Genomic DNA, 13,392 nt, shown 5'->3' with positions numbered 1-13,392 from the left:
TACATATATTTGGGCAAAAAAAATTACGACCTGAATTTATCTAATAGCTGATTCAGGATTCTGGCTTCTTCATCGTTAATTCCAAAGCTATGATCAATTTTATTAAGTGCAGGTTGAATTTTCTCTATTAAAGCCAATCCTTCTTTTGTAATGACAATATCTACCTGTCTGCGATTCATCGGGCATTGTTTGCGATCTACCAGGCCTTTTTCTATCAGTTTATCTACCAGCCTGGTTGCATTCGACATTTTATCCATCATCCGTTCCTGAATCAAACCAAGCATGGCAGGTTTTGAACACTGGCCTTTTAATATGCGGAGTACGTTATATTGCTGAACAGAAATGCCATAGGGTTTTAAAGCGCTGCTTAATAATGAATGTAACCAACTGCTGGTAAACAGAATATTCACCGACGTTTTTTCAAACTCGCTGGTAAATTTGTCCTGTTTTATTTCTTCCTCGATTTTCATATCACAAAGATAAAGCAAAATATTTGTATATACAAATATTGTCTATACATTTTTTTAGAGATCAGAGAGTAAAGGATGAAGAGTAGAACTTAATCCATACAGATTTAACGCATTTATTTTCATCTATTTTTCTTAAACTCTGCCCTTCAATCTTTAATAATCAGGCCCTGCCATCCGCAGAATTAATTCCACTATTCAGCAAAAGGCATGGTTCTGCATATAAATCAGATGGAATTAATGGCGGTCATTGGCAATACAACAGGTGTGGTTACGGTGGTTCAAAACCTGAGGTAACTATTCATCTGTGTGAGGGCACCATTTCGGGATAAAGCTTTCCAGGATAAGTTTGGGAATGATTTACGGTAAATGGTACCTGAATACAGATGGCACTATGAGCATCACCTGGGAAAATACGGCTGGTGATAATGATATGGTAAAACTTACCAAACAATAGATTTGGTGTTAGAGAATAACGGAAAGCGAAGCTGAAATATAGAAAACCTATCTGTACTTCGGCTGTTTTTATGTTTCATTTACTTCAATCATTTTTCCTTCTCCAGAGCCATTTATTAATAAGGTATTAGCCTCTGCATTTTGCTGCTGTGGATAGGTAATCACAAAGCTGATTGGGTCAAAATGGCGGGCCAGTAGTTTTGGCATCTTATCCAGAAAACTATGGTATGCTAGGGTAGTATGCCGGGCACTTACCACCATAAACAGGTCATTTGTGGTAATTTTGGTAGCCAGTTCAGCAAAACGGTCCCAGTTTTCAAACAATTCATAGGTAACTGTTACGGCAGGTTTGGTCTGGTTCATTACATTTTTCAAGGCAGAACTGGTACTATTTCCGGCCATTATATGTACATCTGCTCCAATCTGGCTGGCAATGAGTTTTAGGTTATGTATCCAGCCGGAAAAACCTTTTTCCAGTTCGGCATTGGGTGGAACAACTACTACCACTCTGTTCATTGTATTGAGGGGATGCAGTATTTTACACACCATAATCATTTGCTGGCTTTCGAGCAATAGATTGTCGAGGACGCTTCCAAAAATCCGTTCCCGGGTACTTACTTTCCCATTCCACCCGATCACCACTTCCGTAATCATCAGTTCCCGGATGGCTCTTAAAATCCCACTGGCAATGTTTACATCTATTCTGGAAACCAGTTGAACCGAATGTTCAGTGGCAGAGGCATGCAGAATGGCTTTTTCCAGCATTTTTTTACTGGCTACCAGTTTTTCCTGGGTATCATCCGCATCTTTTACCACTGCTAAAGGATAGATAGGTTCTTCAGAATGGCGGTCTTTGATAAGGATAGCAAAATCTATCAATTGCTCGATGGTTGCCGGATTGGAGATAGGAACCAGAATCCGGTTGGGAGATGCACTTAAATCCGGTTTTTGCTGACTTTCAGTAATTGCAAGTTTTCTGCCCTGGTTTTCCACCACCAGCGAACTTACTACACAGGTGACCAGAATCATAAGGATAGTGCCATTCAGTACGTTTTCATTCAATATCTGCAGGTCATATCCGATCAGAACAGCCGTAAGTGTGGCGGCGGCTCTGGCATTGGTTAAGCCGAAAATTACATTTCTTTCTTCTACTGAATAACCGAATAGTTTCTGCGAAATAAAAGCGGCCAGCCATTTTCCGGAAATAGCAACTACAATCATGGTAGCTGCAACTACCCAGGCATCTATTCCTAATAAAAGTACCCTGAGGTCTACCAGCATACCCACCGAGATCAGGAAGAAAGGGATAAACAGCGCATTACCTACAAATTCAATCCGGTTCATTAGGGGTGAAGTATGCGGAATGAGGCGGTTCAATACTAGTCCGGCCAGGAATGCGCCAATAATTGGTTCCAGTCCGGCTACTTCGGCCAGAAAAGCAGTAGTAAATACCGAGGCAAGTACAAAAATATATTGAGAAACTCCTTCACTTTCAGCATTTCTGAAAAACCACCTGCCCAGCCTGGGAAGCCCAAATACAACGACTATTACATAAATGGCCAGAGAAATCACCAGCCTGATCCAGAAGGCAGAGTTCAATTGTCCACGGGCCGAATTGGCAATAATGGCTAATACTAAAAGTGAAAGCAAATCAGCTACAATAGTACCTCCTACAGCGATGGTGGTAGAACGGCTTTTCGATATGCCTAATTTGCTGGCAATCGGGTAGGCCAGTAAGGTATGCGAACCGAGCATACTGCCAAATAATATAGAGGCTGGCAAGCTAAATTTCAGCATATAATAGGCAACTACAAAACCACCTATCTGCGAACATAGAAATGATAATACACCGAAAATTACACTCTTGTTGCGATTCTTTTTAAAGTCATTCATGTCTATCTCCAGTCCGGCAATAAACATGATATATAATAAACCTACTGTGCCAAACAACACAATACTAATATCGCGGTTGAGCAGGTGAAATCCATTTGGCCCGATTAATACTCCTGCCAATATAAGTCCGATAATGCCGGGTAGGCGAATTTTCTTGGCTAGCTGGGGAGCCAGCAGAATAATAAATAATACTAATGAGAATACTAAAACAGGTTCTTTTAATGGTAATTCAAAGGTGACATTTAATAATGGCATAGGTATCTGTATTGTAAAATAAGGTAGGCGATATAGGCAGTATACGTAAAAGAATAGGTCGAAAGTTAATAATTATTAATAGCTAAAGTATCAAATTCACGCACGATCCGTATAGAGCTAAACACTGTATATGTTTATTAGTATATACTTTAATTGTATATACATGCATTTGGATGAAATTTTAACCTTTAAACATTAATAAGAAATGGCTGTTAAAGTTGCAATTATTTATTATAGTGCTACCGGTACTACCTATACTTTGGCCCGTGCAGTAGAAGAAGGCGCAAAAAGTACAGGTTCAGAAGTTCGTGTGCTTAAAGTAAAAGAACTGGCTCCTAAAGAAGCCATTGATTCTAACAAAGGATGGGCTGAGCATTTACAGAAAACGAAGGATATACCGGAAGCCACTCTTGCTGATCTGGAATGGGCAGATGCCATTATTCTGGGTGCGCCTACCCGTTATGGAATGCCTGCTGCTCAGCTTAAACAATTTATTGATTCTACTGGTCCTTTATGGGGGCAAGGAAAGCTGGTAAACAAAATAGCTTCATCTTTTGCCAGCGCTGCTACTACCCATGGTGGACACGAGAGTACTATATTGGCCTTGAACAATACATTTTATCACTGGGGATCTATTATTGTAGGTCCGGGGTATGCTGATCCTATTCAGTTCCAGTCGGGTACGCCTTATGGTTCTACTTTCGTGAGCCAGAACGGAACCCTCAAACCAGATGAAACAGCCTTAAATGCAGCCCGTTTTCAGGGAAAAAGGGTGGCAGAAGTAGCGGCTCAATTTGTGAATGGGAAGAAGTAAGCTGAACAAAATCAAGAAATTTACAATGCTTTTATTGAATCATAAATAGAGGAGCAAGGAATGTAGAATATTGAAGGGAGTTTTTCCAGGCTTCTGTATTCAACATTCCTTGTTCAATATTATTTGATCAGATAATTCTTTTCTAGCATTATCACACACGTTCCAGTTTTACCGGATAGGTTTTATTGGCATTCCACTGGCACACATACAGATTTTTATCATTATCCACACACACATCGTGGCCATGGGAAAAAATATTGCCTTCCTGAAAAGCGGTTTGTAGTTCGCCTTTTTTGTATTCTGGTTCACTGCCTCCAGGATTAGAAATCACTTTGTTATTCTTATCCATAATGGTTACAAAACCAGAATTATCTATTCGTTTTCCGGTTTCTCTGGAAGTAGACCAGCATACACCGGCATACAAATTTTCGCCATCCATTACCGGCCGGCATACAAATAATCCGGGCAATTTTACGGTTTCGATATACTTGCCATCCATCGTAAAAAATTTAAAGGCATTCTCAGTCCGGGAGGTACAGATTAGTTTAGGCGCTGCTGGATTGCGAAGGTCTACGGCTACACCATGGGCATTTTGCAGATTGTGTTCCGGATTAGCATTATTATGTCCGCCAAAATGACGGATGTATTTTCCCTGATGGTTGTATTGGATAATATAATCAGAACCGTATCCATCGGCCACATAAAAATCACCATTGGGAGCTACGGCAATTTCTGTTGGCTGGAACTTCTCTTCCGGTTTGTAAATACCTATGGTAGACGGATGACCTAAAGCAAATACCATTTTCCCATCTGTGGTGGTTTTGACTATTTCACCGGCTTGTGCCTGCCATTTATTGTCTTTGCCCAGAAAATAGCCGCAATCGGCAATAAACAGAAAATCTTCTCCACCTTCAGCAGAAAGAGTAAGTCCATGACCGCCGGGGTAACGGGTACCCCAGGAATCGAGCAGCTTGCCGGATTTGTCGTAAATAAGGACATTGTTTTTTACCTCATCGTTGATCATAATCAACCGGCCTTTGGAGTCTTGCACCATCTCGTGGCAGTTAAACACCGGAGTTTTAGAAGGATCTAATACGCCCCATTGCTTATTTACTTTATACCGGTATTCTCCATGCCCAATAATTTCATTATCGGGATTAGTTGCTTTACCCATGATATTAAAGCCAAACTGACTGGTAAGCAGCAAACTTCCGGCAGCAACTGTAGATTGTTTTATAAATGTCCTTCTGGATGGTTTGTGCGTTTTCATGGCAATTGTTAGAGTGATTAGTTGTTGTAATAAGCTGAGAGGAATACTTATGTACTTGCTTTACTTTTATATTTCAGGAAACCATTTTTTTAATTTAATAAATGGCAAAATTTCTGTTTTATCATGTTGATTCATTATCCACGCTGAATGATTAAATTTATGGGCTAAATCAGCTTCAAAAGAATCTTCTTCAAATATTTTGAACCCGTCTCTATAATCCGATTCCGACCAAGGTAAAATTTTATATTTTCCTTTTCTGAGATCAATCAATAAATGGTGTAACTGCTTAATATCTTGCCCTCTTTCCCGCATGTAAGCTAAATTTCCATCTTTTGAATAGGTAGCGTATTTGATTGAATCATTTTGTGTTTGTTGTATTGGATCGGCAAATGCATTCTGATTGTGATAAACTAACTGGCCATCTGCATCAAAAAAAGCTATTTTAGCCACATATAATCCCCAATACTTATCTACAGGTTTCCCGATTCTATAATAAAATTTATCGTTAGGGCTTAAGCTATTAAACTTAACAAGGTCATCTCCCCAATTATAGTCAAAAGTCTCTTTCTTCATTTATCTATAAATTGTGCCCTCACGCTAAAATATCTCTAACAAGATTGCCAGATACATCAGTGAGGCGGAAGCGCCTGCCCTGGAATTTGTAGAAAAGCTTTTCATGGTCAATGCCCATTAAATGCAGCAGCGTAGCCTGGAAATCATGCACATGAACGGGATCTTTTGCAATGTTATATCCAAATTCGTCTGTTTCGCCATAGCTGATACCAGGCTTGATACCAGCCCCTGCCATCCACATGGTAAAGCAGCGGGGATGATGATCGCGGCCATAATTATCCTGGGTGAGTTTTCCTTGGGAATAGTTGGTGCGACCAAATTCTCCTCCCCAAACTACCAGAGTGTCGTCTAATAATCCTCGTTGTTTTAAGTCTTTCACGAGTGCGGCAGAAGCCTGATCAGTGGCTTTACATTGGTTGGTGAGCCCTTTGGGTAAATCTCCATGCTGGTCCCAACCCTGGTGGTAAAGCTGAATGAATTTTACATCCCGTTCGAGCAATCGTCTGGCAAGCAGGCAATTAGCAGCAAAAGTACCAGGATCACGGGATTCGGAACCATACATATCAAACACCCAGTCGGGTTCGTCGGAGAGGTTGGTTACATCGGGAACTGAAGTTTGCATGCGGAAAGCCATTTCATACTGGGCAATCCGGTTATGGATTTCAGGATCTTTGTTTACTTCCTGTTGCGCGAGGTTCAACTCATTTAAGGCATTCAGCATTTCCCGGCGGTCAGCATCCGTGTATCCTTCCGGATTATTGAGGTATAAAACTGGTTCATTGCCTGAGCGGAGTTGTACACCTTGATGTTTGGAAGGTAAAAATCCATTTCCCCATAATCTGGCAAACAAAGGCTGGTCTTGCGGTGCATTTTTAGAAATGAGTACGATAAAAGCAGGCAAATTCTCGTTTTCAGAACCCAAGCCATAACTGATCCACGAACCAATACTAGGTCTTCCGGCAATCTGATTACCAGTCTGGAAGAAGGTAAGCGCTGGGTCATGGTTGATCTGCTCGGTGAACATAGATTTGATAAAACACAGTTCATCAGCAACCTGTCCGGTATAGGGCATCAGTTCACTTACCCAGGCACCACTTTTTCCATGTTGGGCAAACTTGTATGGAGAACCGACCAGAGGCAAGGAAGATTGTCCGGCACTCATGCCAGTTAAGCGTTGCCCTTTCCGCACAGAATCTGGTAATTGCTGGCCATGCATTTTCTGCAACAGCGGCTTATGATCAAATAATTCCAGCTGGGAGGGACCTCCACTCTGGAACAGGTATACCACCCGTTTGGCTTTGGGAGGAATGTGAGGAGCTCTCAGAATGCCCTCCCCTGTATCATCGGCAGAAAAGAGTTTTTGTGGGTTCAATAAGGAACCCAATGCCAGCGAACCAATCCCCATCGATGCTTTCAGTAGAAAATTTCGGCGGTTGAGGGTATTAAAAAGTTGATCTAGTTCCTTTTGCATACATTACTGGTTTAGGTATTCTCTATCTTCTTGTGAGGAAGGCATCTGAGTTCATAATAGTACTGGCTACTACCGTATAGGCAGCCAATGTGGGCAGATCAGTTTGCTGAGCCAGTTTTTGTTCTCCGGTTGTAACCCAGCCTTCCATTTTTTCCGGATATTCTTTGAATTTATTCCATTCCTGGTGATATAATTTTTGAAGTATCGCCATTTCTTTCGCTGTTGGTTTCTTGGCGGTAAGTAACTGGTACATATAAGTCAGCCGGTTATTTGCATCAGAAGTATTTTTTATGGTTTGCTGGGCTAGTACTCTGGCGGCTTCTACAAATTGCGGATCATTGAGCAGCACCAGAGCCTGCAATGGCGTACTGGTTTTCTGCCGTTGCACGACGCAGAAACTCCGGGAAGGGGCATCAAATGTATTCATAGAAGGAGGCGGATTGGTACGCTTCCAGAAGGTGTACAAACTTCTCCGGTACAGGTTTCCGCCAGTATCCTGCTGATAATTAGTATTATTCACCCGCCATAAACCTTCCGGCTGGTATGGTTTAACGCTGGGTCCACCTATTTTTTTGATTAATAAACCTGAAGCAGCCAGGGCGTTATCACGAACCATTTCGGCTGTGAGCCGGAAAGCAGGTCCACGGGCAAGCAGAATATTTTCCGGGTCTTTCTTTAATAGTTCTTCTGAAGCCATTGAAGCCTGGCGATATGTAGCTGACATAACAATTAGTTTCTGAAATGCTTTTACATCCCAGCCAGATTCCCTAAAATGCACAGCCAGATAATCGAGTAATTCGGGATGGCTGGGCAAACCACCCTGGTTGCCAAAATCATTGGTGTTTTTCTGAATAGCATTGCCAAAATAACTCTGCCAGAACCGGTTTACAGCTACTCTGGCAGGCAAGGGATTGTCCGGATGCAGGAGCCATTTGGCCAAGCCTAAGCGATTTTGGGGAAATTGTTTAGAATAAGGTAAAATGCTGGCTGGTACATTTGGTTGCACTTTTTCACCGTAGGCATCATATACCCCACGCTTCAATAAGTAGGTTTGCCTTTTGGCTTTCATCTCATCCATTACCATGGCTTCAGGTATAGATTCCATAACCTTGTTTTTCTCCTGCCGGAATTTCTCCAGTTCTTTCAACTGTACTGGAAAAGTGGTAGAAATACGATGCAAATAGTACTGTTGCCAGGCTGATGCGTCAAATGCCGGAAGTTTTGCTAAGGCACTATTCTCCGGATGAGCCAATTGAAATACTTCAGGTGCAGTAAATTCCCGTGTATAAATCCGCAGGTCATCAATCAGGCCATTTTTAAATCCAACGCCCCGCCAGTCAGCTCCCACTGATACGCCGGGCTGATCGCCAGCCAGCAGAATATCTTTGTAGAGATTGTCCTTCCGGGTTTCCATTTCGGCTTCTTTGCCATCCACATACAATTTCAATCCTTTGGCCTGACTGGAACCATCATAGGTCATCATCAGATGTATCCACTGTTCTTTTGGGAGTTTCTGGGTAGAAACCTTCACTATATTATTATAGGGCCAGGTATGTGCCATTAATAGCTCGATCTTATCGTCGAGCAAGTTCATAAAGTAGCCCCGGAAGTTGTAAAGAATATCGCCGTTGCCTTTATGCAGAATAACTCCTTTCGAAAGCTTCTGAGGAATGTTAATCCATACACCAATAGAGAAGGGATTGGCCCGGTTGAATATGCCTACTTTACCCAGTTTCAAAATATCATCCCCATTCGACTGAAAAGCATTTCCAAACTTGCCTGGCTCCACTACCGGATCGGCTACCATACCCTTGTCTTTGGTAGAAACTTCATTCAGGAATGCTCCATTGACCAGCTTATCGAAGGTAAAATGTGCCTGAAGGTCTTGTTTGGGTTCAAATGACAGACTATCTTCTGTTTGCTTACGCCAGTTTTCAAAGGCACCTTTTTCTTGTTGCGCAATAGTGTTCAAAGAAGCTTCTGCTTTCTGGATATTGGTTTCGATAAACGCCAGCAAACTATCGTGCCGGGGCTCTGAAAGAAGCATGGTAGGCACAGGCAAGGCATCGTCCCAGGAAATTTGCCCGGCTTCGTCTACGTTATTAAAGAAAGAGAACAGGCTATAATAATCTTTTTGAGAGATAGGATCATATTTATGGTCATGGCAACGGGCACATTCCAGTGTCATTCCCAGTAAAGCGGTGCCCAGCGTATTGGTTCTGTCTGCCACATATTCCACCCGGAATTCTTCATTCACAATTCCTCCTTCCACATTCTGGGCATGATTGCGGTTAAAGCCGGTCGCCAGTTTCTGTTCACGGGTTGGATTAGGAAGCAAATCGCCAGCCAGTTGCCAGGTAAGAAAGGTATCATAGGGCATGTTCTGGTTAAAAGCTTTGATTACCCAATCCCGCCAGGGCCACATAGGACGGTAACGGTCTACGGTATAGCCATGGGTATCGGCAAAACGGGCCAGATCAAGCCAGTCTACCGCCATTTTTTCGCCATATTGCGGAGAAGCCAGCAGGCGGTCTACCGTTTTTTCATAGGAATTCGGAGAGTTATCAGCGAGAAAATTATCCATTTCTTCCAGGGTAGGAGGGAGGCCAGTTAAATCAAGAGTAACCCGGCGGAGAAGTGTTTCTTTGTCTGCTTCAGGAGAAGGCGACAGCCCTTCCTGTTCCAGTTTGTGTAATACGAAATAATCAATTGGATTCTTAGGCCAGGTTTTAGTTTTTACCTCAGGAAGTGGTTTTTTCTCAGGTTTGAGTAGAGCCCAGTGCGGTTTGTATTCAGCTCCTTCCTCAATCCATTTTATCAATACGGCTCTTTCGTAATCAGTCAGTTCCCGGTTAGATTCCTTAGGAGGCATTTGTATTTCCGGGTCCGTAGAAACGATTCGGTGGTAGAGTTGACTTTTTGCCAGATTGCCGGGTACTATGGCATGTTTTCCAGGGTTTTCTTTCAATGCAGCCAGTGCGCCCTCTCTGGTGGCCAGTTCTAATCCTGCTTCCTGTTTGTTTTTATCTGGTCCATGGCAGAAAAAGCATTTTTCGGAAAGAATAGGTTTTACATGCAAATTGTAATCAATGGAAGCCGGTAGCTGTTTTTCCCATTTCACAATTGACTCTGGTTTATCAATGCCACAACCTGTGAGCCATATACACATGAAAAGTATACTACTGTTTAGAGAAAACAGAAATTTATACCTTCTATGGGAATTCCAATTAAGTCTGGTGTTACTCATTCGCAATATTCTTCGACAACCTGATTATTAGTAGTTTGACTTGAAGTTATATAAATTTAAGAAGTTATATAAATTTAATAGGTAAGATCGGCCAGATAAATGTAAAACTTCTTTCTTGTAATTGCTTATAAAACAAATAGCCCTGCAAAACATAAGTTCTGCAAGGCTATTCATAAAAATAGATGCTCTGTTTTGATTTGTTACAGATTGGCTATCCAGTTTTTTACATCATCTACCGTCCGGCCCAATTTTTTGGATAATTTACCAAACCATTCTTCCTGTTTTCCTTCGGCATATTCCATGTCATCGTCAGTTAAGTTGCCATAAGCCTGACGGATTTTTCCTTTGGTTTCCTGCCAGTTTCCACGGGCTCTCAGTTCCAGAGAGTCATCAATGCCATTATTATTTAAATCGGTTATTTTCCGGTTTTCTCTGTCAAATTCGCTTTCGTATTGGTTCATAGTGGTATTAGTTTAAGGTGACGAATAATTTTGTTATATTTTAACGCAGTTTAATACCATTGGTTACATATTGATGAATAAAATTGCGAACTGAATATGGATGTTTAAAGCTGGAAGATGGAGAATATAATACCTGCATGAATTTTTAACCCGGCTTTTAAACTTAAATTGCATTGGTTATAAAGATTATGGTCGATATGTGTTGAATAGCAATGGGTTTCAAACCTATTACTACGTCTATAATAGGTATAGTCTTACAATTCATTACATATAACCTCTAACTTCCTACTTCTAAAACCCTACAATCATGTTTGCCGAACATACCGAATTGCGTCAGATCACTATTCAAGGTACAACGCTTACTTTGGAGTTGAACGAACAGGTATTTGCTCCTTCTAAGAACGGATCGTTCTATGCCAATACTTTACAAATCCATCCGGGAGACCGGGTGATCGATATTGGCACTGGTTCGGGTGTGTTGGCTATTTATGCAGCTTTGCAGGGGGGTCAAGTATGTGCTACGGATATTGAAGCGGAAGCGGTGGAACTGGCCACAAAAAACTGTGCATTGAATAAGGTTCAGGCTGATATAAGGCAAGGTTCGCTGTTTAGCGATTTTTCCGGAACCTTTGATGTAATTGCCGCAAACCTGCCCAATGAAATTGTTCCGCCAGTATATGCGGATAAACTAGGTAAACATGCGGCAGAAACCTTTGATGGCGGCGAAAAAGGCAATAAGTTTATTCTGGAATTGCTGGAAATATCAAAAAAATATATGCATGCCAACAGCAGGCTGTATCTGCCGGTACATTCGTTAACGGATTATCATGAGGTACTTCAGGCAGCCCTTTCCCAATACCAGGTACGGCTCCTGGCTTTGGCAAACTTGCCGGCAAAAGAATTTGTGCAGCAGCATCTGGACTATTATCTGGCGATGAATGAGCAGGGTATCATTAAAATTTTCAAAAAAGGAGACCAGTGGCATACGCATGGATATGTATATGAAGTAATGCTTGCCTCCTGATCGTATCATCAGGAAAGCGGATATTAAGCCGGCAGCATTGAGGTATATTACATTCATTTTTACTTTAAGACTATAAACCTGAACCCTATGAAACCACTCTTTTTTATCGCATTATGGCTATATTCTGCCATTATATTTGCACAGCAGCCGGTTGATTCCAGGCAACAGGAAGTTGTATTCCGGAATGTGCATGTTATTCCTATGGATCGCGAAAGGGTGCTGGAAAACCAGGTAGTAGTGGCAAAAGGAGGAAAAATTACGGCAATGGGGAATGAGAAAAATGTAAAATACAGCAAGAATGCCCTGGTGATTGATGCCAAAGGAAAATAACCTGATTCCCGGTTTGGCTGAAATGCACGCCCATGTACCACCGGTAGATAATCTGGAACCTATGAAAGAAGTACTTACTTTATTTCTGGCCAATGGCATTACCACCATCCGGGGAATGCTTGGGCATCCCAGACACCTGGAACTGCGTGATAAAATCCGTTCCGGTGAAATTACCGGTCCCAGATTTTATACTACAGGCCCTTCTTTTAATGGCAATAGTGTAAAAACGCCTGCTCAGTGTGAAGCTTTGGTGCGTGAACATAAAAAAGCAGGGTATGATTATCTCAAACTACATCCCGGACTGACAAAAGAAAACTTTGCCGCTATGGCCAAAACAGCTAAAGAGGTAAATATCCCTTTTGTTGGCCATGTTTCTTTCGATGTAGGTGTATGGCAGGCGATAGATGCCGGGTATTCTTCCATTGATCACCTGGATGGCTTTGTAGAAGGAATGGTGCCAGGCATTGAGCAAATGAACGAACAGCAAACCGGCCTGTTTGGTATGTTTATAGCCGACAAAGTGGACCAAAACCAAATGCCAAAACTCATGAAAGGGTTGAAAGAAAAAAATATTTGGGTAGTGCCCACACAAGCACTGGCAGAACGTTGGTTTTCTTCAATTGATCCCGAACAGTTGAACAGCGCACCAGAGATGAAATATATGTCTCGGGAAGTAAGAGATAACTGGGTAAAAAGCAAAAAAAACCTGCAAGCCAATGCGCAATATGATCCGGCTAAAATGAAGCAGTTTATAGAATTGCGCCGGAAACTGATCAATGAATGCCAGAAAAATGGAGTAGGCTTACTACTGCGTTGTGATGCGCCACAAGTGTTTAATGTACCTGGTTTTTCTACCCATCATGAATTGAAGTATATGGTCGATTCCGGCCTCACCCCCTATGAAGCCCTGCGCACTGGTACGGTGAATGTAGCTACCTATCTCAATAAATCCGCCCAATCTGGTACCATCAAAACCGGAAATGTATCTGACCTGGTGTTGCTGAATGGAAATCCCTTGACCGATATCAGCCAGACTACTCAGATTGCCGGAGTAATGATCGGAAACCTGTGGTTGTCGAAAGAGTATATTGATAGAGAGTTGAAGAATTTGGAGAAGTAGTAAGAGAGTAG

11 protein-coding genes are annotated in these 13,392 nt (G+C 41.9%); 4 read left to right on the top strand and 7 right to left on the bottom strand.

The genetic code is table 11. The features are described 5' to 3' along the window. Nucleotides 1-23: 23 nt before the first annotated feature. Both GXP67_RS06340 and GXP67_RS06335 read right to left on the bottom strand, forming a co-directional pair. Entirely contained in the window at nucleotides 24-470 is a 447-nt protein-coding gene (locus tag GXP67_RS06340) for a MarR family winged helix-turn-helix transcriptional regulator (RefSeq protein ID WP_162442365.1), read from the bottom strand. 522 nt (nucleotides 471-992) lie between these two features. Beyond that, nucleotides 993-3,071, bottom strand: coding sequence for a cation:proton antiporter (locus GXP67_RS06335; RefSeq protein WP_162442364.1), 2,079 nt, complete (start codon nucleotides 3,069-3,071; stop codon nucleotides 993-995). Between the two features lie 205 nt (nucleotides 3,072-3,276). Here GXP67_RS06335 and wrbA point away from each other — a divergent pair, with 205 nt between their 5' ends. Further along, a complete protein-coding gene (gene wrbA, locus GXP67_RS06330) occupies nucleotides 3,277-3,885 on the top strand; it encodes an NAD(P)H:quinone oxidoreductase (protein ID WP_162442363.1) in 609 nt (202 codons plus the stop codon). 151 nt (nucleotides 3,886-4,036) lie between these two features. Here the strand turns inward: wrbA and GXP67_RS06325 are convergent, their stop codons facing one another. The 5 genes from GXP67_RS06325 to GXP67_RS06305 all read right to left on the bottom strand — a co-directional run bounded on the left by GXP67_RS06325 (nucleotide 4,037) and on the right by GXP67_RS06305 (nucleotide 10,907). Beyond that, entirely contained in the window at nucleotides 4,037-5,155 is a 1,119-nt protein-coding gene (locus tag GXP67_RS06325; RefSeq protein ID WP_162442362.1) for a twin-arginine translocation signal domain-containing protein, read from the bottom strand. A 66-nt stretch (nucleotides 5,156-5,221) separates the two neighbouring features. Continuing rightward, the gene (locus GXP67_RS06320; protein WP_162442361.1) at nucleotides 5,222-5,728 is read right to left on the bottom strand and encodes a hypothetical protein; all 507 of its coding nucleotides are present in this window, start codon (nucleotides 5,726-5,728) and stop codon (nucleotides 5,222-5,224) included. Nucleotides 5,729-5,747: 19 nt separating this feature from the next. Then, the gene (locus GXP67_RS06315) at nucleotides 5,748-7,199 is read right to left on the bottom strand and encodes a DUF1501 domain-containing protein (protein WP_162442360.1); all 1,452 of its coding nucleotides are present in this window, start codon (nucleotides 7,197-7,199) and stop codon (nucleotides 5,748-5,750) included. Between the two features lie 22 nt (nucleotides 7,200-7,221). After that, nucleotides 7,222-10,368 carry a DUF1553 domain-containing protein gene (locus tag GXP67_RS06310; RefSeq protein ID WP_232064998.1) on the bottom strand — a complete coding sequence of 1,049 codons (3,147 nt, stop codon included), beginning with the start codon at nucleotides 10,366-10,368 and terminating at the stop codon, nucleotides 7,222-7,224. 278 nt (nucleotides 10,369-10,646) lie between these two features. Next, nucleotides 10,647-10,907, bottom strand: coding sequence for a CsbD family protein (locus GXP67_RS06305; RefSeq protein ID WP_162442358.1), 261 nt, complete (start codon nucleotides 10,905-10,907; stop codon nucleotides 10,647-10,649). A gap of 307 nt (nucleotides 10,908-11,214) precedes the next feature. On the opposite strand from GXP67_RS06305, the gene GXP67_RS06300 reads away from it, so the two are divergent. The 3 genes from GXP67_RS06300 to GXP67_RS06295 all read left to right on the top strand — a co-directional run bounded on the left by GXP67_RS06300 (nucleotide 11,215) and on the right by GXP67_RS06295 (nucleotide 13,381). Further along, nucleotides 11,215-11,931 (top strand): 50S ribosomal protein L11 methyltransferase, encoded by a 717-nt coding sequence (locus tag GXP67_RS06300; protein WP_162442357.1) that lies wholly within the window; start codon nucleotides 11,215-11,217, stop codon nucleotides 11,929-11,931. 87 nt (nucleotides 11,932-12,018) lie between these two features. Further along, nucleotides 12,019-12,261 carry a hypothetical protein gene (locus GXP67_RS38000; RefSeq protein WP_317170113.1) on the top strand — a complete coding sequence of 81 codons (243 nt, stop codon included), beginning with the start codon at nucleotides 12,019-12,021 and terminating at the stop codon, nucleotides 12,259-12,261. After that, nucleotides 12,245-13,381, top strand: coding sequence for an amidohydrolase family protein (locus tag GXP67_RS06295; protein WP_317170112.1), 1,137 nt, complete (start codon nucleotides 12,245-12,247; stop codon nucleotides 13,379-13,381). The genes GXP67_RS38000 and GXP67_RS06295 overlap by 17 nt, the downstream gene beginning before the upstream one ends. The last annotated feature ends 11 nt before the right edge of the window (nucleotides 13,382-13,392 follow it).

This window comes from Rhodocytophaga rosea (assembly GCF_010119975.1).
Lineage (GTDB): Bacteria > Bacteroidota > Bacteroidia > Cytophagales > 172606-1 > Rhodocytophaga > Rhodocytophaga rosea.
The sequence above is the reverse complement of the archived record's forward strand: the minus strand, read 5'-3'. Positions and strand labels throughout refer to the sequence as shown.

Bases quoted from the DNA above. Each gene is read 5' to 3' on its own strand.
- GXP67_RS06305 (WP_162442358.1), bottom strand. From the start codon at position 10,907: ATGAACCAATACGAAAGCGAATTTGACAGAGAAAACCGGAAAATAACC.
- GXP67_RS38000 (WP_317170113.1), top strand. From the start codon at position 12,019: ATGAAACCACTCTTTTTTATCGCATTATGGCTATATTCTGCCATTATA.
- GXP67_RS06315 (WP_162442360.1), bottom strand. From the start codon at position 7,199: ATGCAAAAGGAACTAGATCAACTTTTTAATACCCTCAACCGCCGAAAT.
- GXP67_RS06320 (WP_162442361.1), bottom strand. From the start codon at position 5,728: ATGAAGAAAGAGACTTTTGACTATAATTGGGGAGATGACCTTGTTAAG.
- GXP67_RS06300 (WP_162442357.1), top strand. From the start codon at position 11,215: ATGTTTGCCGAACATACCGAATTGCGTCAGATCACTATTCAAGGTACA.
- GXP67_RS06325 (WP_162442362.1), bottom strand. From the start codon at position 5,155: ATGAAAACGCACAAACCATCCAGAAGGACATTTATAAAACAATCTACA.
- GXP67_RS06295 (WP_317170112.1), top strand. From the start codon at position 12,245: ATGCCAAAGGAAAATAACCTGATTCCCGGTTTGGCTGAAATGCACGCC.
- GXP67_RS06310 (WP_232064998.1), bottom strand. From the start codon at position 10,368: ATGTGTATATGGCTCACAGGTTGTGGCATTGATAAACCAGAGTCAATT.
- GXP67_RS06340 (WP_162442365.1), bottom strand. From the start codon at position 470: ATGAAAATCGAGGAAGAAATAAAACAGGACAAATTTACCAGCGAGTTT.
- GXP67_RS06335 (WP_162442364.1), bottom strand. From the start codon at position 3,071: ATGCCATTATTAAATGTCACCTTTGAATTACCATTAAAAGAACCTGTT.
- wrbA (WP_162442363.1), top strand. From the start codon at position 3,277: ATGGCTGTTAAAGTTGCAATTATTTATTATAGTGCTACCGGTACTACC.